Consider the following 24,372-nt stretch of genomic DNA (forward strand, 5'->3'; position numbering starts at 1 on the left):
TATCACCCATAATGAGGAAATAAAACTATGGCAAAAAAAGTTCAGGCCTACGTTAAGTTGCAAGTTGCAGCTGGTATGGCAAACCCAAGTCCACCAGTTGGTCCTGCGTTGGGTCAACAAGGTGTTAACATCATGGAATTCTGTAAAGCATTCAACGCTCGTACTGAGAGCATCGAAAAAGGTTTACCAATTCCAGTTGTAATTACTGTATATGCAGACCGTTCTTTTACTTTCATTACTAAAACTCCTCCAGCGGCAGTATTATTGAAAAAAGCAGCTGGTATCAAATCTGGTTCTGGTAAACCAAATAAAGAAAAAGTGGGTAAAGTAACTCGTCAACAAGTCCGCGAAATTGCAGAACTTAAAGCGGCTGATATGACTGGTGCAACAATTGAAACTAAGATGAAATCTATTGAAGGTACTGCACGTTCAATGGGCTTGGTAGTGGAGGACTAATCAATGGCAAAACTAACCAAACGCATGAAAGCAATTAAAGCCAAAGTAGATTCAACTAAAGCATATGAAATCAACGAAGCAGTAGCATTGTTAAAAGAATTAGCAACTGCAAAATTCGTTGAAAGCGTTGATGTTGCTGTGAACTTAGGTATTGATGCACGTAAATCTGATCAAAACGTACGTGGTGCTACTGTATTACCACACGGAACTGGTCGTACAGTTCGTGTTGCTGTATTCACCCAAGGTGCAAATGCAGATGCGGCTAAAGCAGCAGGTGCTGATTTAGTTGGTATGGAAGATCTTGCTGAGCAAGTGAAAAAAGGCGAAGTGGACTTTGATGTTGTTATCGCTTCTCCAGATGCAATGCGCGTTGTTGGTCAATTAGGTCAAATCCTTGGTCCACGTGGTTTAATGCCAAACCCTAAAGTTGGTACAGTAACTCCAAACGTGGCTGAAGCAGTTAAAAATGCTAAATCTGGTCAGGTTCGTTACCGTAATGATAAAAACGGTATTATCCATACCACTATCGGTAAAGTGAACTTTGAAGCAGATCAAATCAAAGAAAACTTACAAGCTTTATTAGCTGCATTAAATAAAGCAAAACCAACTACTGCAAAAGGCGTTTATATTAAGAAAGTAAGTATTTCTACTACTATGGGCGCTGGTGTAGAAGTTGATCAAAACAGCTTATAATATAGGCTTTACAATGTTGTAGGTTATCTCTATAATCTACAACCTTGACTTTTATAAGCAAGAATTCTGGTTGGTGCTTGACCTATTCAAGCCTCATCCAAGACCGCAGGGGAAGTGACTTAAGGTCGTTGTATTTCTTAATAATCCTGCGTAGATGGTGTACAGATAAGAATTTTTCTGCTTCTGGCACCGAAATTCGTCCCCATCTGTTAAGTTGTCAGATTGGGTTTTATTATGTCTAGAAAACTAGATAAATGTATTTCAGGAGCTAAAAGCCAATGGCATTAAATCTTCAAGATAAACAAGCAGTTGTTGCTGAAGTAAGCGAAGTTGCCAAGGGTGCGTTATCTGCTGTAGCTGCGGATTCTCGTGGTGTAACAGTAGACAAAATGACTGAATTACGTAAATCAGCTCGTGAAGCTGGCGTGTATATGCGTGTTGTACGTAATACTTTATTACGTCGTGCCGTTGAAGGTACCGCATTTGAATGCATGAAAGATACGTTTAAAGGTCCGACACTTATCGCATTCTCTAATGAACATCCAGGTGCTGCAGCACGTTTGTTCAAAGAATTTGCTAAAGCAAACGATAAGTTCGAAATTAAAGGCGCAGCCTTTGAAGGTGAGTTCATCGAAGCAAAAGCTATCGATCGTTTAGCAACTCTACCAACATACGAAGAAGCAATTGCACGTTTAATGGGTACAATGAAAGAAGCTGCGGCTGGAAAACTTGTACGTACTATTGCGGCGATTCGCGATCAAAAAGAAGCTGCTTAATATTAGTAGTTTATTGGTTTAAAAATTTTACTTACTTTAGGAAACGATTGTTATGTCATTAACTAACGAACAAATCATTGAAGCAATTGCTGAAAAATCAGTAATGGAAATTGTAGAACTTATTTCTGCAATGGAAGAAAAATTTGGTGTTTCTGCGGCAGCAGCTGCAGTAGCAGTAGCAGCTGGCGGCGAAGCAGCAGCAGCTGAAGAAAAAACTGAATTTGATGTAATCTTAGCAGCAGCTGGTGCAAACAAAGTTGCAGTAATCAAAGCAGTTCGCGGTGCAACAGGTTTAGGCTTGAAAGAAGCTAAAGACTTAGTTGAATCAGCTCCAGCAACCTTAAAAGAAGGTGTTGCTAAAGCAGAAGCTGAAGCTCTTAAGAAAGAGTTAGAAGAAGCTGGTGCACAAGTTGAAATTAAATAATTGATATTATTTGATTTTTAGCAAGAATGGCTGGTGATTTTATCATCAGCCATTTTGTGCCTTTCAGAAACTGAGAGAAATTACCGTTTAACACTCACAGTTTTTATCAAATGAAGTCATCAAATGACTAAATTTAAGTTATTGTTTTATAAGTATAAAACAATCCTAACGGTATCAATTTTACACTGCCACCTTGTATAATACAGCGAGAGTGTGTGGATTGTGGGTCTGAACAGCAAGCAGAGGAACCTATGGTTTACTCCTATACCGAAAAAAAACGTATTCGTAAAGACTTCGGCAAACGTCCGCAAGTTTTAAATATTCCTTATTTATTAACTATCCAATTAGACTCTTTTGAGAAGTTTATCCAGAAAGATCCTGAAGGTCAGCAAGGTTTAGAAGCTGCATTCCGTTCAGTATTTCCAATCGTCAGTAATAACGGAAATACTGAGTTGCAATATGTGGATTACAAGTTAGGTGAGCCTGTATTTGATGTAAGAGAGTGCCAAATCAGAGGTACGACTTATGCAGCACCACTACGCGTTAAACTTCGTCTTGTAAGTTATGACAAAGATGCCGCGCCAGGTACAGTTAAAGATATTAAAGAGCAAGATGTATATATGGGTGAAATCCCATTGATGACTGATAATGGTACTTTTGTGATCAATGGAACAGAGCGTGTTATCGTTTCACAATTACATCGTAGTCCAGGCGTATTCTTTGATAGTGATAAAGGTAAAACCCATTCTTCAGGTAAAATTTTATACAATGCACGTATTATCCCTTATCGTGGTTCATGGTTAGATTTTGAATTTGATCCAAAAGATAATCTTTTCGCGCGTATTGACCGTCGTCGTAAATTACCAGCAACCATTATCTTACGTGCTTTAGGCTATACGACAGAAGAAATCTTAGACCTTTTCTTCAACAAAATTGTATTTGAAATTAAAGATAATCAATTATTAATGACATTAGTGCCAGAAAGATTGCGTGGTGAAACTGCAACTTTCGATATTGAAGCTAATGGTAAAGTTTATGTTGAGCGTGGACGCCGTATTACTGCTCGTCATATTAATCAATTAAAAAGAGATAATATTTCACAAGTTGTTGTTCCAGCGGAATATATTGTAGGAAAAGTTTCTGCAAAAGATTACATCAATTTAGAAACTGGCGAAGTTATTTGTCCTGCAAATGCTGAACTTAGTCTTGAAGTGTTAGCGAATTTAAGTCAAGCAGGCTATACAACTATTGAAACATTATTTACTAACGATCTTGATCATGGACCGTACATTTCAGAAACATTACGTGTCGATCCATCTTATGATCGTCTTAGCGCATTAGTTGAAATTTATCGTATGATGCGCCCAGGTGAGCCACCAACAAAAGAAGCAGCAGAAGGTTTATTTGATAACTTATTCTTCTCTGCAGATCGTTATGATCTTTCTGCAGTTGGTCGTATGAAATTTAATCGCTCATTAGATATTCCTGAAGGCGAAGGCAACGGTATTCTTAGTAAAGAAGATATCATCTTAGTGATGAAGAAATTGATTGATATCCGTAATGGTCGTGGTGAAGTGGATGATATTGACCATTTAGGAAACCGTCGTATTCGTTCAGTAGGTGAAATGGCAGAAAATCAATTCCGTATTGGTTTAGTTCGTGTTGAAAGAGCAGTAAAAGAGCGTTTATCTTTAGGTGATTTAGATTCAGTAACACCACAAGATTTGATCAATGCAAAACCAATTTCTGCAGCGGTTAAAGAATTCTTTGGTTCATCACAATTATCACAATTTATGGATCAAAATAACCCATTGTCAGAAGTAACGCATAAACGTCGTATTTCTGCTTTAGGTCCAGGTGGTTTAACTCGTGAACGTGCTGGATTCGAAGTGCGTGACGTTCACGCTACACACTATGGTCGTGTGTGTCCAATCGAAACCCCTGAAGGTCCAAACATCGGTTTGATTAACTCACTTTCTGTATATGCACGTACCAATGATTATGGTTTCTTAGAAACACCATATCGTAAAGTAGTTAATGGACAAGTTACTGAAGAGATTGAGTATTTATCTGCAATTGAAGAAGGTAACTATGTTATCGCACAGGCGAACTCAAACCTAGATGAGAATTTCCGCTTTACTGATACTTTTGTTACTGCACGTGGTGAACATGGTGAATCTGGTTTATATCGTCCAGAAGATATCCAATATATGGATATTTCTACTCAACAAGTTGTATCTGTTGCGGCAGCGTTGATTCCATTCTTAGAGCACGACGATGCTAACCGTGCGTTGATGGGGGCAAACATGCAACGTCAAGCAGTGCCTACATTACGTGCAGATAAACCATTAGTTGGAACTGGTATTGAAAAAGCAGTAGCAGTTGACTCTGGGGTAACTGTCGTTGCGAAACGTGGTGGTTATGTTCAATATATTGATGCTTCTCGTATCGTAGTAAAAGTTAACGAAGATGAAACTATCCCAGGTGAAGCGGGTATTGATATTTATAACTTAACTAAATACACCCGTTCTAACCAAAACACTTGTATTAACCAAGTACCATGTGTGTCATTAGGTGAACCGATTGGTCGTGGTGAAGTGTTGGCAGATGGACCATCAACTGACTTAGGTGAGTTGGCATTAGGTCAAAATATGCGTGTCGCATTTATGCCATGGAATGGTTATAACTTCGAAGACTCAATGTTAGTTTCTGAACGTGTTGTACAAGAAGATCGTTTCACAACTATTCATATTCAAGAGCTTTCTTGTATCGCACGTGACACCAAATTAGGTTCTGAAGAAATTACCGCTGATATTCCAAACGTTGGGGAAGCAGCGTTAAGTAAACTTGACGAATCAGGTATCGTTTATATCGGTGCAGAAGTAAAAGGTGGCGATATTCTTGTGGGTAAAGTAACACCAAAAGGTGAAACACAATTAACCCCAGAAGAAAAATTACTTCGTGCTATCTTTGGTGAAAAAGCTTCTGATGTAAAAGATTCTTCATTACGTGTACCAAATAGTGTTTCTGGTACTGTTATTGACGTTCAAGTATTTACTCGTGATGGTGTTGAAAAAGATAAACGTGCACTAGAAATCGAAGAAATGCAGTTAAAACAAGCGAAGAAAGATTTAACTGCGGAATTAGATATTCTTGAAGCAGGTCTATTTACTCGAGTTCGTTCATTGTTATTAGCAAATGGCTTCAGTGAAGAGAAACTTGAGAAGCTCGATCGTATGAAATGGCTTGAGCAATCTCTTGCTGATGAAGAGAAACAAGCTCAATTAGAACAGCTTGCTGAACAGCTAGATGAATTACGTAAAGAGTTTGATCGTAAGTTAGAAATTAAACGTAACAAGATTATCCAAGGTGATGATCTTGCACCAGGCGTATTGAAAGTTGTTAAAGTGTATCTTGCGGTGAAACGCCAAATCCAACCTGGAGATAAAATGGCGGGTCGTCACGGTAACAAAGGGGTTATTTCAAAAATTAACCCAATCGAAGATATGCCATATGACGAAAACGGCCAACCAGTTGATATCGTGTTGAACCCACTAGGGGTACCATCACGTATGAACATCGGTCAGATCCTTGAAACCCACTTAGGTTTTGCGGCGAAAGGTATCGGTGATCAAATTAATCGTATGATTAAAGAAAAACAAGAAGTTGCTAAATTACGTGAATATATCCAAAAAGCGTATGATTTAGGTGACGCTTGTCAGAAAGTTGATCTCAGCACTTTCACTGATGAAGAAGTAATGCGTTTAGCGCAAAACTTACGTAAAGGTTTACCGCTTGCGACACCAGTATTCGATGGTGCGGAAGAAAAAGAAATCAAAGGTTTGCTTGAATTAGCAGGCTTGCCAACATCAGGACAAATTACCCTTTATGATGGTCGTACTGGGGAAAAATTTGAGCGTCCAGTAACCGTTGGTTATATGTACATGTTGAAACTTAACCACTTAGTAGATGACAAGATGCATGCTCGTTCAACTGGTTCGTACAGTCTTGTTACTCAACAACCACTTGGTGGTAAGGCTCAATTTGGTGGTCAACGTTTCGGTGAGATGGAAGTATGGGCATTAGAAGCATACGGTGCAGCATATACCTTACAAGAAATGTTGACTGTGAAATCAGATGACGTCAATGGTCGTACGAAGATGTATAAAAACATCGTTGATGGTACGCATGAGATGGATCCAAGTATGCCTGAGTCATTTAATGTATTACTTAAAGAAATCCGTTCTTTGGGTATTAACATTGATTTGGGTGATGAGGAAGCTGAATAATTCAGCCAATAAGATTAGCGCAAGTGTGGAGTAATCCGCACTTGCATAAAGTTTAACTCCGATGGGAGCAAATCTGTGAAAGACTTAGTTAAGTTTTTAAAAACACAATCAAAATCTCGTGAAGACTTTGATGTGATTAAAATTGGTCTAGCTTCTCCAGACATGATTCGTTCATGGTCTTATGGTGAAGTGAAAAAACCAGAAACTATCAATTATCGTACCTTCAAGCCTGAACGCGATGGTCTATTCTGTGCCAGAATTTTCGGACCAGTGAAAGATTACGAATGTTTATGTGGTAAATATAAACGTTTGAAACATCGTGGCGTGATTTGTGAAAAATGTGGTGTTGAAGTTACTCAAGCTAAGGTACGTCGTGAACGTATGGGGCACATTGAGTTAGCCTCTCCTGTTGCACATATTTGGTTCTTAAAATCATTACCATCTCGTATCGGTCTATTGTTAGATATGCCATTACGTGATATTGAGCGTGTTCTTTATTTTGAATCATACATTGTGATCGAACCAGGTATGACAGATCTTGAAAAAGGTCAATTATTAACTGAAGAACAATTCTTAGACGCAGAAGAGCGTTGGGGCGATGAGTTTGAAGCGAAAATGGGTGCGGAAGCAATCCAAGCTTTACTTCGTGATATGGATCTTGAGCACCAATGTGAAACATTACGTGAAGAGTTACAAGAAACTAATTCAGAAACTAAACGTAAAAAAATCACTAAGCGTTTAAAATTATTAGAAGCATTTATTCAATCTGGTAATAAACCAGAGTGGATGGTATTAACTGTATTACCAGTATTACCACCAGATTTACGTCCATTAGTACCACTTGATGGTGGTCGTTTTGCGACATCAGATTTGAATGATCTTTATCGTCGTGTGATCAACCGTAACAATCGTTTAAAACGTCTTTTAGACTTAATTGCGCCAGATATTATTGTGCGTAATGAAAAACGTATGTTACAAGAATCTGTAGATGCGTTATTAGATAATGGTCGTCGTGGTCGTGCGATTACTGGTTCAAATAAACGTCCATTAAAATCATTAGCGGATATGATCAAAGGTAAACAAGGTCGTTTCCGTCAAAACTTATTAGGTAAACGTGTTGACTATTCAGGTCGTTCTGTAATTACCGTAGGTCCATACTTACGCTTACATCAATGTGGTTTACCGAAGAAAATGGCATTGGAATTATTCCGTCCATTTATCTATGCAAAATTAGAAAGTCGTGGTTTGGCATCAACCATTAAAGCGGCGAAGAAAATGGTTGAACGTGAAGATGCAATCGTATGGGATATTTTGGCAGAAGTTATTCGTGAACATCCAATTCTGCTTAACCGTGCACCGACACTTCACCGTTTAGGTATTCAAGCATTTGAACCGATCTTAATCGAAGGTAAAGCGATCCAATTGCATCCATTAGTTTGTGCGGCGTTCAACGCGGACTTCGATGGTGACCAAATGGCGGTTCACGTGCCATTGACATTAGAAGCACAATTAGAAGCTCGTGCATTAATGATGTCAACCAACAACATTTTATCACCAGCAAACGGTGATCCGATTATCGTACCATCTCAAGACGTGGTATTAGGTCTTTACTATATGACTCGTGAAAAAGTTAACGGTAAAGGCGAAGGAATGTTGTTACAAGATCCACGTGAAGCTGAAAAAGCATATCGTACTGGTCAAGCTGAACTTCACTCTCGTGTGAAAGTACGTATTACTGAATATGAGAAAAATGCACAAGGTGAATTTGAAGCGAAAACCACTTTAACTGATACGACTGTTGGTCGTGCGATTTTATGGATGATTGCACCTAAAGGTATGCCATTTAGTCTATTCAACCAAACTTTAGGTAAGAAAGCGATTTCTCGTTTAATTAACGAAAGCTATCGTCGTTTGGGAATGAAAGACAGCGTTATCTTTGCTGACCAAATTATGTACACTGGTTTTGCTTATGCTGCACGTTCTGGTTCATCAGTTGGTATTGATGATATGGTGATTCCAGAGAAGAAATATGAAATTATTTCTTCAGCAGAAGAAGAAGTAGCAGAAATTCAAGAACAATTTAACTCTGGTTTAGTAACCGCTGGCGAACGTTATAACAAAGTTATCGATATTTGGGCAGCAGCGAATGAACGTGTTGCGAAAGCGATGATGGAAAACCTTTCTACTGAAGAAGTGGTAAATCGTAACGGCGAACTCGAAAAACAAAGCTCATTTAACAGCATCTTTATGATGGCTGATTCAGGGGCGCGTGGTTCTGCAGCACAGATTCGTCAGCTTGCTGGTATGCGTGGTTTGATGGCTCGTCCAGATGGTTCGATCATTGAAACTCCTATTACAGCAAACTTCCGCGAAGGTCTAAACGTTCTTCAATACTTTATTTCAACCCATGGTGCACGTAAAGGTTTGGCGGATACCGCGTTGAAAACAGCGAACTCAGGTTATTTGACTCGTCGTTTAGTTGACGTAGCACAAGACCTTGTAGTGGTAGAAGATGACTGTGGTACACACGAAGGTATCGTGATGACACCATTAATTGAAGGTGGTGATGAAAAAGTCAGCTTGAGAGAGTTAGTATTAGGACGTGTAACTGCAGAAGATGTATTAAATCCAGGTACAGAAGAAGTGTTGATTCCACGTAATACACTATTAGATGAAAAATGGTGTGAAGTGATTGATAAACACTCTGTTGATAGCATCAAAGTACGTTCAGTTGTAACTTGTGATACTGATTTTGGTGTGTGTGCGAAATGTTATGGTCGTGACCTTGCACGCGGACACTTAATTAACCAAGGTGAAGCAATCGGGGTTATTGCAGCGCAATCAATCGGTGAGCCAGGTACACAGTTAACCATGCGTACATTCCACATCGGTGGTGCGGCGTCTGCAGCTGCGAAAGAATCAAGTGTTCAAGTGAAGAATACTGGTACTATTCGTTTAACTAATGCGAAATTCGTAACTAACCAAGACGGTAAACTTGTAATTACTTCTCGTAATACTGAGTTGACTGTGATTGATACTTTTGGTCGTACTAAAGAGCACTATAAATTGCCATATGGTTCTATTTTAAATAAAGCTAATGGCGATGATGTAACTGCAGGTGAAACTGTAGCGAACTGGGATCCACATACAATGCCAGTTGTTTCTGAAGCAAAAGGTTTTGTGAAATTTGTCGATATTATTGATGGTTTAACTGTTACTCGTCAAACTGATGAATTAACAGGTCTTTCATCAATCGTGGTACAAGATGTTGGTGAACGTGCGACTGCAGGTAAAGATTTACGTCCAGCATTGAAACTTGTTGATGCTAACGGTAACGATATTTTAATTCCAGGAACAGAAGTGCCAGCACAATACTTCTTACCTGGTAAAGCAATTGTTACTTTAGACGATAATGCAGAAGTTAATATCGGGGATTCTTTAGCACGTATTCCACAAGAATCATCAGGTACTAAAGATATTACCGGTGGTTTACCACGTGTTGCAGATTTATTTGAAGCGCGTAAACCAAAAGAGCCTGCAATTTTGGCAGAGATTTCTGGTATCGTTTCATTTGGTAAAGAAACTAAAGGTAAACGCCGTTTAGTAATTACTCCAAGTGAAGGTGAAGCATACGAAGAAATGATTCCAAAATGGCGTCAACTCAACGTATTTGAAGGTGAAATGGTACAACGCGGTGATATTATTTCTGATGGTCCAGAATCTCCGCATGATATCCTTCGCTTACGTGGCGTACGTGCAGTAACTGAGTATATCGTGAATGAAGTACAAGATGTTTACCGCTTACAAGGGGTAAAAATCAATGATAAACACATTGAAGTTATCGTACGTCAAATGTTACGTAAATGCGTGATTACCAATGCGTATGATTCAGAATTCCTTGAAGGTGAACAAGTTGAAGTTGCGCGCGTGAAAGTTGTTAACCGTAAACGTGCAGCAGAAGGTAAACCGTTAGTTGAATTTGAACGTGAATTACTCGGTATTACTAAAGCTTCATTGGCGACAGAATCATTTATTTCTGCGGCATCATTCCAAGAAACAACACGTGTGCTTACTGAAGCAGCGGTTGCTGGAAAACAAGATGAATTACGTGGCTTGAAAGAAAACGTAATCGTAGGTCGCTTAATTCCTGCTGGTACAGGTTTTGCTTATCACCAAAGCAGAGCGAAAAAACGCCATGCAGCAGCAATGAATGCGAATGCAGCAGTTGTTGAAGAGCCAACAATCAGTGCTGAGGAAGCAGTAGCGAACTTAGCAGAAATGTTGAATATGAATGAAGCAGAATAAGATTTTGCTGTCGTAAAATAGCAATACAAAATACCGAGTCAGCAGGACTCGGTGTTTTTTTGCATTTATTGCGGTGATGATTTAATGAAATATCAACATTATTGATTGATTAAACGATAGATTTCAGGATCTTTACGATCTAAATAATGGAAAGATTGAATGCGACGAATTGTACGAGAACGACCACGAATCAATAAGGTTTCAGTAGTTGCAATATCACCTTTACGATGAACACCTTTTAATAGATCGCCATGTGTAATACCGGTTGCGGAAAAGACTAAGTTGTCATCGCGAACTAATTCATCTAATAACAACACTTTGTTAATCTCCACCCCCATTTCTTGACAACGACGACGTTCACTCTCTGCAAATGCGCGATTTTCTTCGCTATCACCTTTTACGACTTCGCGAGTTAATAAACGTGCTTGCATTTCACCACCTAACGCGCGAATACCTGCTGCAGCGACTACACCTTCAGGAGCACCACCAATACAATACATCATATCTACCCCAGTATCAGGTAAACAGCATAGTAACGCAGCAGCAACATCTCCATCTGGAATAGCTAACACCTTAACCCCAAGTTGTTGCATTCTGGTGATAACATCTTTGTGTCGAGGCTTATCTAAGGTGACAACGGTAAGTTGAGAGAGCAATTTACCCATTTTAGAAGCAACACGACGTAAATTTTGTTCTAAAGGTAAATTGAGATCGACCATGCCCTTGACTTCTGGACCAACTACTAATTTTTCCATATACATATCAGGCGCACGCAAGAAGGTATTTGGACCACCTGCGGCTAATACTGCAATTGCATTGGCTTGCCCCATTGCCACCATACGAGTACCTTCGATTGGATCTACTGCAATAGCGATTGGTTCTTCACTGACGCCTTTACCAAGTTTTTCACCGATATACAACATTGGTGCTTCGTCTATTTCACCTTCACCAATGACAATTTCACCATTCATTTCAATCTGATTCAGCATAGTACGCATCGCTTTTACTGCGGCTGCATCAGCGGCATTTTTATCACCTCGCCCTAACCAAGAGAATCCAGCTAATGCTGCTGCTTCTGTTACTCGAGAAAATTCGATTGCCAATGCTCTTTTCATAATTTTTCCTTACCCTAACAATGATCAAAACCGCTTAATTCTAGCATTTGGCAAACGATTGCTTAACTAATTTATTGAAGATTTTTTTAATTTAGATGAAATGGAATCTTATCTAGGATAGAATGTTAGCCATCCTGATGTATTGGACAACTAATGAGGAATAATAACAATGTCTTTAGAAATTTTAGATCAACTTGAAGCGAAGATTAAACAAGCTGTAGAAACTATCCAACTTCTCCAATTAGAAATTGAAGAGTTAAAAGAACAAAAAGCCAATGTGGAACAAGCTAACCAAGCTCTTCAAGCAGAAAAATCTCAACTGAATGCAGAAAATGCACAATTAAAAGAAGAACAACAACGTTGGCAAGAGCGTTTACGTTCATTAATTGGACAAATTGAAAACGTTTAATTCATTATCGCTATGATTGGAAACCCACTTTATTATGGTTAACAGATAAAGTGGGTTTACTTTTCTCTATTTAGCAATGTGGCATATAGAGAAAACATAAAGAAGTTAGAACCAAATCTGATTATGCAATAGTCAGATTTGGTTCTATTTTCTAGAGTAGATAAGAATTTAAGATAAAGATCTATTTGTTGTTGAGATAGTATGGGATAACGAGTATGAAACAACAACCTGTCATTGGTTTTATTTTGGTGTTAATTGCGGTGCTAATGTGGGGTACTTTGCCAATTATTTTACAACCAGTCTTGCCCTATATAGATAACCAAACAGTTGTTTGGTGTCGCTTCTTTGTTGCGGCAATAGGTGCTTACTTGATTCTATTTATGGGGAAAAAGCGAGCGTTTTTAGCACAACTAAAACGTCAACATATAATCTTAATCCTTTTAGGAATCATTGGTTTATCTGCGAATTTTTTACTCTATAATTTGACGCTGAAATATATCCCAGCCACAGTAAGCCAAGTATTAAGTCCACTATCTTCTTTCTTTATGTTGATTTGTGGCATCTTTATTTTTAAAGAAAAATTGTTAATTCATCAGAAAATCGGTTTAACCATTTTATTGATCGGACTGGCGTTATTTTTTAATGATCGTTTTGCTGATTTTTCACACGTTAATAGCTTTTCATTAGGTATTTTCTTTTGCGTCAGCTCAAGTATTGTTTGGGTTGTATATGCTGTTGCGCAAAAATTTCTACTAAGAAATTTTACTTCTCAACAGATTTTATTTGCGATGTATTTAGGTTGTACTTTGGTGTTTTTGCCTGTAGCAAAACCTGCTCAATTACTTCATCTAGCACCGATTACGCTATTATTTCTGTTTTATGCCTGTATTGGCACCATTTTAGCGTATGGCTGTTATGCAGAAGCATTAAACCGTTGGGATATTTCTAAAATCAGTATGATTATGCCGTTGATTCCGATTGTGACGATTTTGTTTTCGTTTATTTTTGCTTGGTTATTGCCGCATAACTTTAGTTATCCTAATTTGAATTTATTAAGTTATATTGGCGCTGGTGTGGTTGTGTTTGGTTCGTTTTTTTCGTCAGCTGGCTATCGTTTTATCAAGAAAAGGTAATGGGAAATTATCCTAGATATGATGCTATCTAGGATAATTTTTGTTTTATGCGACAGTAACAGATTGAATAATTACGTCTTCTACTGGAACATCATCGTGGTAACCTTTGCTAGTCGTTTTTACGCCACGAATTTTATCTACTACATCCATGCCTTCAACCACTTCACCAAAAACAGCATAACCCCATTCTTGTACTACTTCACGTCCGAACATCTCTTTTGCACGATAATCCAAGAAGGTGTTATCAGCAACATTGATAAAGAATTGTGCTGAAGCAGAATGTGGATCAGATGTACGAGCCATAGAAATAGTGCCGCGTTTATTGCTTAATCTATTGTTGGCTTCATTACGAATTGGAGCTTTAGTGGCTTTTTCTTTCATTCCCACTTCCATTCCGCCGCCTTGAATCATAAAACCATCAATAACGCGGTGGAAAATCGTGTTGTTATAAAAACCTTCTTTGCAGTAATTTAGAAAGTTTTCTGCGGTAATTGGCGCTTTTTCAAAATTTAATGCGATTTTAATATCGCCAAAATTAGTGTGTAGTATTATCATTAGCTCTTCCTTAAATAGCGTTGTCAAAAACCGCGCTATTATTCCACAAAATGTAAAAGTGGTCTATTTTTGTGAAATCGAACGAAAGTGTTCAATTATTTATATAAAGGTCATTAATATGTTAAAGGTTTTCAATACATTAAAACGAGAGAAAGAGATTTTTACCCCTATTCATCCAAATCAAGTCGGAATGTATGTGTGCGGTGTGACCGTTTATGATCTTTGCCATATTGGACATGGAAGAACCTTTGTTAGTTTTGATGTTATTGCACGTTATTTGCGTTATTTAGGCTATCAGCTTACTTATGTACGTAATATTACTGATGTGGACGATAAAATTATTAAACGTGCATTAGAAAATAAAGAAACCTGCGAACAGTTAGTGGATCGCATGGTTGCGGAAATGTATAAGGATTTTGATGCATTAAATATTCAACGTCCTGATTTTGAACCACGTGCAACACACCATATTCCAGAGATTATTGCTTTAGTGGAAAAGTTAATTAATAACGGTCATGCTTATGTCGCTGACAATGGTGATGTAATGTTTGATGTGGATTCATTTAAAGCGTATGGCGCTTTATCTCGTCAAGATTTAAGCCAGTTACAAGCGGGCGCTAGAGTTGAAATTAATGGCATCAAGAAAAATCCGATGGATTTCGTACTTTGGAAAATGTCGAAAGAAAATGAACCAAGCTGGCAATCACCATGGGGTGCAGGTCGTCCTGGTTGGCATATCGAATGTTCAGCAATGAACTGCAAGCAATTAGGGGAACATTTTGATATTCATGGTGGTGGCTCAGACTTAATGTTCCCTCATCATGAAAATGAGATTGCTCAATCGTGCTGTGCGCATGGCGGTGAATATGTCAATTATTGGCTGCATTCAGGCATGATTATGGTGGATAAAGAGAAGATGTCCAAATCACTAGGCAACTTCTTTACCATTCGTGATGTATTGCAACATTATGATGCAGAAAGTGTACGTTATTTTCTATTAACAGCCCATTATCGTAGTCAATTAAATTATAGTGAAGAAAATCTGAAGTTAGCTCATTCAGCGTTAGAACGTTTATATACCGCATTACGTGGTACAGATGCTAATGCCGAAGCTGCTGGTGGCGAGAACTTTGTTGAAGCCTTTAAAGCAGCGATGGATGATGATTTTAATACGCCGGGTGCGTTATCAGTACTGTTTGATATGGCAAGAGAGCTCAATAAACTAAAAGCGGAAGATAATCCAATTGCCAATGGTTTCGCTGCCAGAATGCGTGAATTAGCGAGTGTATTAGGTTTGTTATATCAAGATCCTGAAACCTTTTTACAAGCGGGGTTAGACGATGATGAAACTCAAGTTATTGAAGCTTTAATCCAACAACGTAATCAAGCACGAGCCAATAAAGATTGGGCTGCAGCAGATGCCGCTCGCGATAAATTAAAAGAGATGGGTGTGGTAATTGAAGATGGTGCTAATGGCACCACCTGGCGTAAGGCGTAATGTAATATGAAAGATTAATCGGAGGAGAGCCAATAGCTAGGACTATTGGCTTTCTTTTTTGATGTGTATTTAATGTAGTTAGAGTTTATAATTTTTTTTATCAATGCCATATTTTCTCATGCGTAAATATAGTTTTTTACGTGGAATATCTAAATAAGTGGCTACCTCATTTATTCTACCTTGATAAAAAATCAATGCATTTTCTATGATCTGTTTTTCGTATTCATCTACTTGTTCGTTGAGGGGTTTTATATCTCCAGCAGTCATTGGAGTTGATGAATGTGGTGATAAAGAGACTTGATCGGAAAGTAAACCAATAGCATATAATTCTGCAATATTAATTAGTTCTTTTACGTTTCCACTCCAGTCTTGATTTAGCAAGGTTTGTAAGATTTTTTTAGGTGGTTTTTCATACTCTTTCTTTAGACGAAGGCAGCTTTTCTGCACATAATGACAAAAAATTGGAATGATATCGCTAGTACGTTTTCTTAGTGGCAGTAATTCGATCTGAGTATGTAAAAATAGATAATAAAAATCCGAGATAAGGGACTTATCCTGAATAAGTTGTAGTAGAGCTAAATCACTAATGAGCACTAAACGGAATGATACATTCTCGTTATTTAAGGCATTTGCTAATAACTGTTGTTCTCGTTGTGGTAAATAGTGAACATTTTTCAGAATTAAAGTACCTTGTTTAGTTTCATTAATTAATGCTTCTATATTAATTTGATCTTGAGGATAACATTCATAAGTGACTAGCGGAGAGTGTTTTCTGGCACTTAATTTGTGTAAATAAATGGCTGAAAGATGCCGTCCTGTACCAGCTTCTCCCCATAAAAAGACAGGAATATTGCTATTGGCTAGTTTTTGTAGTTGTTCTCGATTTGCGATACCCCAATCACTCTGGCCAATAAAGACTTCATTTAATTGTTTTAATTGCCATAACCGATTTTCTATTGTACTGCTTCGTTGTTGTAAAGCTTGTTTAATCTGAATTAGTAAATTTTCTAAGGATAATGGCTTTTCAAGGAAATTAAGTGCTCCTTTTTTTACGGCATCCACCGCCATAGGTACGTCACCATGGCCAGTGATCATAATCACCGGCAATTGAGGATCATACTTAATGATATCTTGTAATAAAGTTAATCCAGAAATATTAGGTAAAAGTACGTCACACAATACAACACCAAGCCAATTTTCAGGAATTTGTGTCACTATATCAATAGGATCAGAACAGGTGATAACTTGATATCCTTCTTGTTGTAGTAAGTCCTGAAAAGATTCAAGAATATCAATGTCATCATCAATAAGTAGTACGTTATATTCTGTGCTAAACATTTTGAGTTACCTTAAAATTTAAAATTACTAATGCATGATGGGTTAGAGTAGATGCAATATGTAACTCACCTTGGCATTGTTCCATTATCGATCGGCTAATAGAAAGGCCTAGACCTAAGTTAATAGATTTATTAGTTGAAAAAGGTTGTAATAACTTATCAGATAAGGGCCAACCTTTGCCGTTATCTGAAACCCATAAACAGATGTTGTTTTTATCACAATGATTAATTTCAATATGAATTTCTGGTGGAATATGTTCAATTGCTTCTAAAGAGTTTAGGAATAAATTAACAAAAACCTGTTCAATTAATACGTCTTCACCAAGAATATTAGGTAATGTTGGCGGCATAATTAATTTACCTTGGCGGTTTTTATGTTTAGATTCTAATAATTCCCATGAATTTTGAATACAATTAGTCAAATTGACAGCCTGTAATTTTCCGACTCCTTGTCGAGAAAATTGACGTAATCTTTTAATAATTAATGCTGTTCTATCTACCAAATGGTTAATTTTATTTAGGTAATCTAATACTGCTTCCATCTTTTGTTTTTGGATAGCCCGTTTAGCGCTGAACAAATAGGCATTCATTGCATTAAGAGGTTGTGTGATTTCATGACTGATAGAAGTGAGAGTTTTTCCTACAGCAGCAAGTTTTGCAGCTTGTGTTAGCTCATTTTGAATATTTTCTAATTCAGTTTGAATTTTTATTCTATTATGAATTTCATTGAGCAATGTTTGATTTCTTGCTTCTAGTTCAGCTTGTTTTTTCTGCATTTCAGATAAGAATAGTCGTAATAATTGCGCAATACGACCTAACTCATCATTACCATAAACGGCTATTTTTACGTTATCTTTGCCGCTTGTTAATTGGGAAACGGCAAGATTTAATTGTTGGAACCGTTTTAATAAACGTAAACGAATATAAAAAAAGTTTACTGCAATAACAAAAAGACAAGCGATCAGCATAACTAATAAGATTAGGAATCCATTAAATTGTGTACTTTTTTCAACAATATAATGTAGTAGGTGTAGTTGATTTTCGCTATTGCCGACTTGAGTGTTAATACGTTTACGAAAAGACTTGAATATAGTATCGCTGTCTTTAACTAGTTGTTGTCGTTGTTGATTAAGTTGTGAACGTACGGCAAATAAGGTAGGCAGCTCTTGATGGTTCAAACCAAGTTGAATTAGTTCATCAAGGATTTGTTTGATAGTAGAGATTGGGGAATGTCTGCTGAGTAGATTAATCTGATTATTAATTAATAAAGAGAGATAACTGAGGTAGTTGTGAAGTTTAACAGTGTTATCTTTCTGAGTATATTCAGCAATTTGTGATCTTAATTCAGTAATAATTTGTTCTTCATAATTCGTGAGATCATAAACTAAGAGTAATTCCTGTTGTAATTGTTTTAGTTGTTCGATTTTTTGTGTGGCTTGGGGTTGTTGAGTGATGGTTTTGGCCAAAGTAGATTGCTGCCAACTCATTTCTTGCAAAAGTGCAGTAAATTCATTATGAAAATCATCATGCAACCAATTGATTTTAGAAAGAACTTTGTTTAATTCCTCATTTAGAGTAAGAGTTCCAGTAATATTTTGTGAAATTTGTTCTAATAATGAAGATTGTTGATGTAATAAATGCATTAAATCATCGTTTAAATTTTCGTCTAACTCGATGATTAATTCTTTGAGTGTTGATAATTGTTGCTTTGCATCATTATAGCGTGCAATTTTTTCATTAGTATTGTTAACATTGACAAGCCGAATAAAGGCATTGTGTAAAATATTGATTTGTTCTTCTGTTTGGAAAGCTGCTTGCACTTTAGGGAAATTTTGTACTAAGGCATAGTTTATTTCAATACGTTGTTGTTGCCAGGTATATAAACCAACGCCACCCACTAATAGGCAAAGGAATACACTGATTAAAAAAGAGAGTTGTAAACCAGTACTAAGATCTAAACGTTTTAACCAAGATTTCATTCTAAATTTTCCAATGCTTTAATAAATGAGAGTTGTTGTGCAATAAAAAAATGCTGCCAATTTAACAGTTCTTGTGAACGATCAAATTCAGATAAATATTGTGCGTTTTCGGATTGTTCTGCTGAAACAGGTAGCGAAGTAAGAATATTTCGTAATTCAGGTAGTGTCCGATTAAGAGAGGCTTCTTTTTGCTGTAATAAATGCCAATATTCTTGTAATAAGCTTAATCGATGAACGATATGTTGCTCAAAGAGTAGTTTTACCAATTGTTGTCTTTTAATTAATAAATCATAGTTTAATTGTGGTTGTTTAAATAATTGTTGCTGTAAGGCGGCTTTTGGGTGCGTTATTGGCAAGGAAATAATTGGGTATTTACTGAGTTGTTTTTCTGCCAAAATGAGCTGTGTGTTGGTATCCAATAAGAAAGAGATAAATTTAAATGCTTGTTCTTTCTTGCTACTTTCTGCAACTACCGCAATAAATGTCGGAGAGGTTGGAAATTGTGGAAAATATTGAAAGATGAGTTCAGGATTATTTTTTTGCGTCACAATATGGGCGTAATTATCAATAGTGATTCCGATAGCACCTAAATGTGCTTGAATTTTATCGACAACGCCAAAACTTCGGGAAGAAATAGTGCCGACATTGATCATCATTCTTTCAATGATGGACCATCCCTCATTCCAACCATATTTTTGTAACAAAGCCTCTAACATAATATGGTTGGTATCAGAGCGAGATGGGCTACTAATAATAATTAATCCTTGTAAAGCAGGATTAGTAAGATCTTTCCAAGACTCTGGTAAAGGAGTATGTATATCTTGTAATACGGTTTTATTTAACAACATACCATAACCAGAAAAGGCAAAAGCAACAGTGCTAGTTTTTAGAATATCGGGCAAAAAAGTAGTTTGGTTATTAATATATTTTGGTATAGGTGCTAGTTTGTTTTTCTCCTGCAAATTATAGAAAAGCATTGGTGATGAACTTAGCACAAGATCAACTTGTTTGGCTTTTTCGGTGGAGAGTAGTTGATTAATAGATGCACTAGTTCGATTAAGAGTAGTAATCGGAATAGTATTAGGTCGTTTATTCCATTCATCAATGAGCGGTTTGATCGCTTCAGGTGCAAATGTTGTACCAATAACGAGTTCACTAGCTTTACTCAATGTAGGAAAAGTAGCAAATAATATGAACAGAAAAACAATAAATGGTTTGAGTATTGATGTCCGCATACTATTCACCTAGATTTAAATTAGCAAAGTAGCTTGTATATTAGCCAAAAAACTAGTAAGCAGAGGCGTTTTTTTTGTGATCATATTCAAAAAAATAAAATTTAAATTTATTTCATGAAATCGGATCTTTGTGTCATTTATGAACGTTTTTCTCGATATATTGATTAGTGATATTTAACACTTAATAAAATGGGTTAATTTTGACCTATATTTATATATTAAATGAGTTAAATTTGACCATTTTTTATGAAATATACCCCTCTTTTTTTTTCTAAGTCAGATAGTTATTGTAGGTTAAGTTCTATACAAAATTAGAACGATTTGAGCAGTATTACCCATTAATAAACAGATAAGAAGGACTGGCTTATGAACAAGAAATTATCCTCATTAATCATCACTCTTGGGTTAAGTATGACCGTTGCAGGTTTTGCTCAAGCAAATGAAAAACTCATTGTATATACATCAATGAAAGAATCTTTGATTGGTGCATTAAAAGCAAAATTTAGCGAAAAACATCCAGAAGTTTCAATGGACTATCAATCTGCTGGTGCAGGTAAATTGATGGCAAAAATCGCAGCAGAGAAAGAATCTGGACAAATCATGGCAGACATTATTTGGACTAGTGAAGTACCAGATTTCTTTAAAATGAAAGAAAATGGCATGTTAGATCCGTATGTTTCGCCAGAAGTCAGCAATATTGTAAATCCGATTCCTAATTTTGATGGTTCTTTTACGCCGATTAGATTAGGAACATTAGGTATTGCTTATAACACACGTTTTGTGAAAGAACCACCTGCGACATGGGATGATATTACTGGTCCAAAATATAAAGGGGCTTTTGGTATTGCTAACCCTGCATTATCAGGAACCTCTTATATGAGCGTTGCTTTATTGAAATCTACCTTTGGCTGGGAATTTTTTGAAAAAATTAAAGCGAATAAAGGGAAAGTAGGTAAAGGTTCAGGGCAAGTTGTGGATGATACTGCGTCTGGCGATTTATTAGCATCGTTAGCAGTGGATTACATTACAAACGATAAAATTAAGAAAGGCGCAGAATTAAAACTAGTTTATCCTAAAGAGATGCTAGTGATTCCAAGTCCTGCAGCTATTTTTAAAGGAACTAAAAATAAAGAAGCTGCCAAAAAATTTATTGATTTCTTACTTTCTGAAGATGCACAAAAGATTATTGCTCAAGAAGGTACATTACCTGTGAGAAAAGGAATCCCATCTTTAGAAGGAATGCCTACCGTAGATGATGCGATGAGTCGTGCTATTCCAATTGATTACCAAGCAATTTTGACTGAGAAAGAAGAAACTGTGAAGAAATTCACGCAAATTCTTCAAGGGCGTAATTAATAATTAAGGGATATGTTTTATGGCAACAATTAAATTCGAAAATATAAGCAAAGCTTTTGGTTCGAATGAAGTGTTGAAAGATTTATCTCTTGTAGTAAAAGATGGTGAATGTTTTACCTTACTAGGACCATCCGGGTGTGGAAAAACAGTATTACTTCGTTTATTAGCAGGGTTTGAAGTGCCTGATAAAGGAAGAATTTTAATTGACGACAATATGGTGGCAGATGCCACCACAGGTGTCGATATACAACCTGATCAACGTGGATTAGGCGTTGTTTTCCAGGACTATGCTGTTTGGCCACATATGACAGTATTTGACAATATAGCTTATCCATTAAAGCTGAAAGAGTTAGATAAGCAAACTATTCAGCAGCAAGTGATGGAAGTGGTAGATTTAGTGAATTTAACTGGTCTAGAGAAACGCTTGCCATCTCAACTTTCTGGAGGACAACAACAACGAGTTGCTTTAGCGAGGGCACTTGTTGCAAGGCCTTCTTTGATGCTCTTAGATGAACCTTTAAATAATTTGGATGCAAATTTAAGAGAAGAAATGAGGTTTGAGATTAAAGAGTTACAAAAGAAATTAGGGATTACTATTTTGTATGTAACTCATGATCAAGAGATTGCTTTAGCTATTTCTGATCGTTTAGCGATTATGGATAAAGATGGAAATATTCAGCAAATTGGTACGCCATGGGAAATTTATGAGAAATCTGAAAATGAAATGGTGTTTAAATTTATGGGATTAGCTAACTTTATTTCTATACGTTATGAGCAAGGTTGTCATTTTGTCGGGCAAGGAACACAAGCGATTCAATGGGAAAATCTTCCTCAACAGCAAGGCAAATTAGGTTGCCGACCATCAGATATTATCCTCAGCAAGCATCCGACAGGATTAAAAGGAAAAATTGTTAGAGCAAGTTTTCTTGGTGCAGTGATGGATTATATGATCGATATTGATGGTGTGTCTTTGCGCACAGAAATTTCGACGAATACTGCATTACAGAATAATCTCATGTTCAAAGAGGATGAAGATTGTTATGTCAATTTCCACGATTTACTTTGGTTTGCTGATGATCAACAAACAGAGCAACAGATGAGGAAATAGTTATGGCGACAGTAATTGAGAAAAAAAGCCCATTTAATGTAGCAAATAGTATTTTGGCGCTATCAATAGGTATCTTGGTGATTGTCGTTGCTGTACCAGTATTATTGATATTTATCAATTCATTTTGGGTAGATGGTCAATTTAATATTAGTGATGTAGTAAAAATTTTGAAGCAAGAAGAAACTTATGAAGCCTTATTGAATTCATTATTTATTGCATCTGGCGTGACAGTGATGAGTACTATTGTTGGCACATTTTTTGCCTGGTTAGTAACTCGCACTGATTTACCTTATAAAGGATTTATGAAGGTTATGTTTCTAGTGCCATTTATGCTACCGTCATTTATTGGTGCATTGGCATGGAAAATGCTTTTATCTCCTCGTGCAGGTTATATAAATCGTTTCTTTATGGATACATTTGGACTCGAAGAGCCTATTTTCAATATTTATAGTTATGCTGGAATTATGGCTGTTGAAACCATGTATCTCTTTCCATTTGTCTTTATTCAAGTTTGTGGTGCTTTAGAACGAATGGATCCTACTTTAGAAGAGTCTGCTCGTATTTCTGGAGCAAGTCTATTTACGATTACCAGAAAAATTACTATTCCATTAGTGATGCCAAGTATTGTGTCAGGTGCGCTTTTGATCATGCTGTACTCTATGGCTCATTTTGGTACGGTTGCAGTACTAGGAATTGAAAATGGTATTTTTAATATTCCGACTCTAATTTATGAACGTATTCACCAAAGCGCAGGTAGTTTTGAAGCAATTCGTACTGGTACTGTATTAGCAACAGTTTTGGTGTTTACTGCAGCGGTAATTATTTGGTTACAAAATAAGATTCTTAATCGTGGACGATTCCAAATTATTGCAGGTAAAAGTTTCCGACCTGTTGAAGTGAAACTCAGAGGATTAAGAATGCCATTGCTGATCATCTGTCTGCTTTATATTGCTTTCACGATTGTATTACCAACAGTAACAATCTTTATTGTAGGTGGATTAAAAACTTATGGTTTACCAGTTACATGGGAAAATCTCACATTAGATAATTATAAGTTTATCTTGTTTGAATGGCAGTTAACCAAAGATGCTATTCGTAACAGTGTATTGTTGGGATTAGCAGCAGCAGTGATCACCATGTTTGCCGGTGTAATGATCTCCTATGTTATTGTGAAGATGAGAGTAAAAGGCAAAGGTATTCTTGAGTTTTTAGGTATGTTGCCATTCTCAGTACCTGGCTCGGTAATCGCGTTAGGGGTAATTTTAGCGTGGAGTGGTAAGTTTGGTATTAATTTATATAACACAGTATGGATTATTCTAATTGCGTATATTGCACGTTATATGGCGTTCTCTTTGAAAGCAAATTCAGCTGCATTGGAGCAAGTACATGATTCTTTGGTGGAAGCTTCTCGTGCTTGTGGTGCGAGTATGTGGCAATCATTGAAAGATATTGTTATTCCTCTTGTGCGTCCAGGAATGATCGCTGCATTTTTCCTTATTTTCTTACCAGCGTTGCGTGAATTAACGGTATCTGTGATGTTATATGGCCCATCAACTCGTACTATTGGTGTTGCTATTTATACATTGAATGAAGATGGTGAAACTGTATATTCAGCCGCTTTAGCTGGTATTGCGTTAATTATTATTGTCTTTGGACAAACAGTAATTAAGCGTTATGCGGAAAAGAAAACGAAAAAATAGCCGG

17 protein-coding genes are annotated in these 24,372 nt (G+C 36.9%); 12 read left to right on the top strand and 5 right to left on the bottom strand.

Going from position 1 to position 24,372, the window contains the following annotated elements:
- Positions 1-27 precede the first annotated feature (27 nt).
- From rplK to rpoC, 6 genes are all read left to right on the top strand, one after another.
- A complete protein-coding gene (rplK, locus tag QS62_RS04885; RefSeq protein ID WP_066106753.1) occupies positions 28-456 on the top strand; it encodes a 50S ribosomal protein L11 in 429 nt (142 codons plus the stop codon).
- 3 nt (positions 457-459) lie between these two features.
- Positions 460-1,149 carry a 50S ribosomal protein L1 gene (gene rplA / locus QS62_RS04890; protein ID WP_066106756.1) on the top strand — a complete coding sequence of 230 codons (690 nt, stop codon included), beginning with the start codon at positions 460-462 and terminating at the stop codon, positions 1,147-1,149.
- A 278-nt stretch (positions 1,150-1,427) separates the two neighbouring features.
- Positions 1,428-1,925, top strand: a complete 498-nt coding sequence (gene rplJ / locus QS62_RS04895; protein WP_065234235.1) for a 50S ribosomal protein L10 — start codon at positions 1,428-1,430, stop codon at positions 1,923-1,925.
- 52 nt (positions 1,926-1,977) lie between these two features.
- Positions 1,978-2,349: a 50S ribosomal protein L7/L12 gene (gene rplL / locus QS62_RS04900; RefSeq protein WP_066106759.1), complete on the top strand. Its 372-nt coding sequence runs from the start codon at positions 1,978-1,980 to the stop codon at positions 2,347-2,349.
- A 251-nt stretch (positions 2,350-2,600) separates the two neighbouring features.
- Positions 2,601-6,638 (top strand): DNA-directed RNA polymerase subunit beta, encoded by a 4,038-nt coding sequence (gene rpoB / locus QS62_RS04905; RefSeq protein ID WP_066106889.1) that lies wholly within the window; start codon positions 2,601-2,603, stop codon positions 6,636-6,638.
- 75 nt (positions 6,639-6,713) lie between these two features.
- Positions 6,714-10,943: a DNA-directed RNA polymerase subunit beta' gene (gene rpoC / locus QS62_RS04910; RefSeq protein ID WP_066106762.1), complete on the top strand. Its 4,230-nt coding sequence runs from the start codon at positions 6,714-6,716 to the stop codon at positions 10,941-10,943.
- Positions 10,944-11,041: 98 nt separating this feature from the next.
- Here rpoC and glpX read toward each other — a convergent pair whose 3' ends face one another.
- Positions 11,042-12,058: a class II fructose-bisphosphatase gene (gene glpX, locus QS62_RS04915; RefSeq protein WP_066106765.1), complete on the bottom strand. Its 1,017-nt coding sequence runs from the start codon at positions 12,056-12,058 to the stop codon at positions 11,042-11,044.
- A gap of 169 nt (positions 12,059-12,227) precedes the next feature.
- Between glpX and zapB the strand changes: the two genes are divergently transcribed.
- Together zapB and QS62_RS04925 are read left to right on the top strand one after the other, a co-directional pair.
- Entirely contained in the window at positions 12,228-12,467 is a 240-nt protein-coding gene (zapB, locus tag QS62_RS04920) for a cell division protein ZapB (protein ID WP_066106768.1), read from the top strand.
- Between the two features lie 215 nt (positions 12,468-12,682).
- Positions 12,683-13,600: a DMT family transporter gene (locus QS62_RS04925; protein WP_066106770.1), complete on the top strand. Its 918-nt coding sequence runs from the start codon at positions 12,683-12,685 to the stop codon at positions 13,598-13,600.
- A gap of 45 nt (positions 13,601-13,645) precedes the next feature.
- On the opposite strand, the gene QS62_RS04930 is transcribed toward QS62_RS04925, so the two are convergent.
- The gene (locus QS62_RS04930) at positions 13,646-14,155 is read right to left on the bottom strand and encodes a peptidylprolyl isomerase (protein ID WP_066106773.1); all 510 of its coding nucleotides are present in this window, start codon (positions 14,153-14,155) and stop codon (positions 13,646-13,648) included.
- 118 nt (positions 14,156-14,273) lie between these two features.
- Between QS62_RS04930 and cysS the strand changes: the two genes are divergently transcribed.
- Positions 14,274-15,653 (top strand): cysteine--tRNA ligase, encoded by a 1,380-nt coding sequence (gene cysS, locus QS62_RS04935; protein WP_066106777.1) that lies wholly within the window; start codon positions 14,274-14,276, stop codon positions 15,651-15,653.
- Positions 15,654-15,731: 78 nt separating this feature from the next.
- Here cysS and QS62_RS04940 read toward each other — a convergent pair whose 3' ends face one another.
- Genes QS62_RS04940 through QS62_RS04950 form a run of 3 tightly spaced genes read right to left on the bottom strand, consistent with a single transcriptional unit; the run spans position 15,732 to position 20,213 of the window.
- Complete coding sequence (locus tag QS62_RS04940; protein WP_066106780.1) at positions 15,732-16,991, bottom strand: sigma-54-dependent transcriptional regulator; 1,260 nt, start codon at positions 16,989-16,991, stop codon at positions 15,732-15,734.
- Positions 16,984-18,969 carry an ATP-binding protein gene (locus QS62_RS04945; RefSeq protein ID WP_066106783.1) on the bottom strand — a complete coding sequence of 662 codons (1,986 nt, stop codon included), beginning with the start codon at positions 18,967-18,969 and terminating at the stop codon, positions 16,984-16,986. The genes QS62_RS04940 and QS62_RS04945 overlap by 8 nt, the downstream gene beginning before the upstream one ends.
- Entirely contained in the window at positions 18,966-20,213 is a 1,248-nt protein-coding gene (locus QS62_RS04950; RefSeq protein ID WP_414146317.1) for an ABC transporter substrate-binding protein, read from the bottom strand. Before QS62_RS04950 ends, QS62_RS04945 begins: the two co-directional genes overlap by 4 nt.
- A gap of 357 nt (positions 20,214-20,570) precedes the next feature.
- Between QS62_RS04950 and QS62_RS04955 the strand changes: the two genes are divergently transcribed.
- From QS62_RS04955 to QS62_RS04965, 3 genes are read left to right on the top strand one after another with little or no spacing between them, the layout of a single operon-like run.
- The gene (locus QS62_RS04955) at positions 20,571-21,560 is read left to right on the top strand and encodes an ABC transporter substrate-binding protein (RefSeq protein WP_066106789.1); all 990 of its coding nucleotides are present in this window, start codon (positions 20,571-20,573) and stop codon (positions 21,558-21,560) included.
- A 19-nt stretch (positions 21,561-21,579) separates the two neighbouring features.
- A complete protein-coding gene (locus QS62_RS04960; RefSeq protein WP_066106792.1) occupies positions 21,580-22,668 on the top strand; it encodes an ABC transporter ATP-binding protein in 1,089 nt (362 codons plus the stop codon).
- 2 nt (positions 22,669-22,670) lie between these two features.
- Positions 22,671-24,368 carry an ABC transporter permease gene (locus tag QS62_RS04965; protein ID WP_066106795.1) on the top strand — a complete coding sequence of 566 codons (1,698 nt, stop codon included), beginning with the start codon at positions 22,671-22,673 and terminating at the stop codon, positions 24,366-24,368.
- The last annotated feature ends 4 nt before the right edge of the window (positions 24,369-24,372 follow it).

Source organism: Gallibacterium salpingitidis (genome assembly GCF_001678495.1).
Lineage (GTDB): Bacteria > Pseudomonadota > Gammaproteobacteria > Enterobacterales > Pasteurellaceae > Gallibacterium > Gallibacterium salpingitidis.

What these genes read in the sequence shown, in the direction of transcription:
- rplK (WP_066106753.1), top strand. Translation starts at nt 28, where the DNA reads ATGGCAAAAAAAGTTCAGGCCTACGTTAAGTTGCAAGTTGCAGCTGGT.
- rplA (WP_066106756.1), top strand. Translation starts at nt 460, where the DNA reads ATGGCAAAACTAACCAAACGCATGAAAGCAATTAAAGCCAAAGTAGAT.
- rplJ (WP_065234235.1), top strand. Translation starts at nt 1,428, where the DNA reads ATGGCATTAAATCTTCAAGATAAACAAGCAGTTGTTGCTGAAGTAAGC.
- rplL (WP_066106759.1), top strand. Translation starts at nt 1,978, where the DNA reads ATGTCATTAACTAACGAACAAATCATTGAAGCAATTGCTGAAAAATCA.
- rpoB (WP_066106889.1), top strand. Translation starts at nt 2,601, where the DNA reads ATGGTTTACTCCTATACCGAAAAAAAACGTATTCGTAAAGACTTCGGC.
- glpX (WP_066106765.1), bottom strand. Translation starts at nt 12,058, where the DNA reads ATGAAAAGAGCATTGGCAATCGAATTTTCTCGAGTAACAGAAGCAGCA.
- zapB (WP_066106768.1), top strand. Translation starts at nt 12,228, where the DNA reads ATGTCTTTAGAAATTTTAGATCAACTTGAAGCGAAGATTAAACAAGCT.
- QS62_RS04925 (WP_066106770.1), top strand. Translation starts at nt 12,683, where the DNA reads ATGAAACAACAACCTGTCATTGGTTTTATTTTGGTGTTAATTGCGGTG.
- QS62_RS04930 (WP_066106773.1), bottom strand. Translation starts at nt 14,155, where the DNA reads ATGATAATACTACACACTAATTTTGGCGATATTAAAATCGCATTAAAT.
- cysS (WP_066106777.1), top strand. Translation starts at nt 14,274, where the DNA reads ATGTTAAAGGTTTTCAATACATTAAAACGAGAGAAAGAGATTTTTACC.
- QS62_RS04940 (WP_066106780.1), bottom strand. Translation starts at nt 16,991, where the DNA reads ATGTTTAGCACAGAATATAACGTACTACTTATTGATGATGACATTGAT.
- QS62_RS04945 (WP_066106783.1), bottom strand. Translation starts at nt 18,969, where the DNA reads ATGAAATCTTGGTTAAAACGTTTAGATCTTAGTACTGGTTTACAACTC.
- QS62_RS04955 (WP_066106789.1), top strand. Translation starts at nt 20,571, where the DNA reads ATGAACAAGAAATTATCCTCATTAATCATCACTCTTGGGTTAAGTATG.
- QS62_RS04960 (WP_066106792.1), top strand. Translation starts at nt 21,580, where the DNA reads ATGGCAACAATTAAATTCGAAAATATAAGCAAAGCTTTTGGTTCGAAT.
- QS62_RS04965 (WP_066106795.1), top strand. Translation starts at nt 22,671, where the DNA reads ATGGCGACAGTAATTGAGAAAAAAAGCCCATTTAATGTAGCAAATAGT.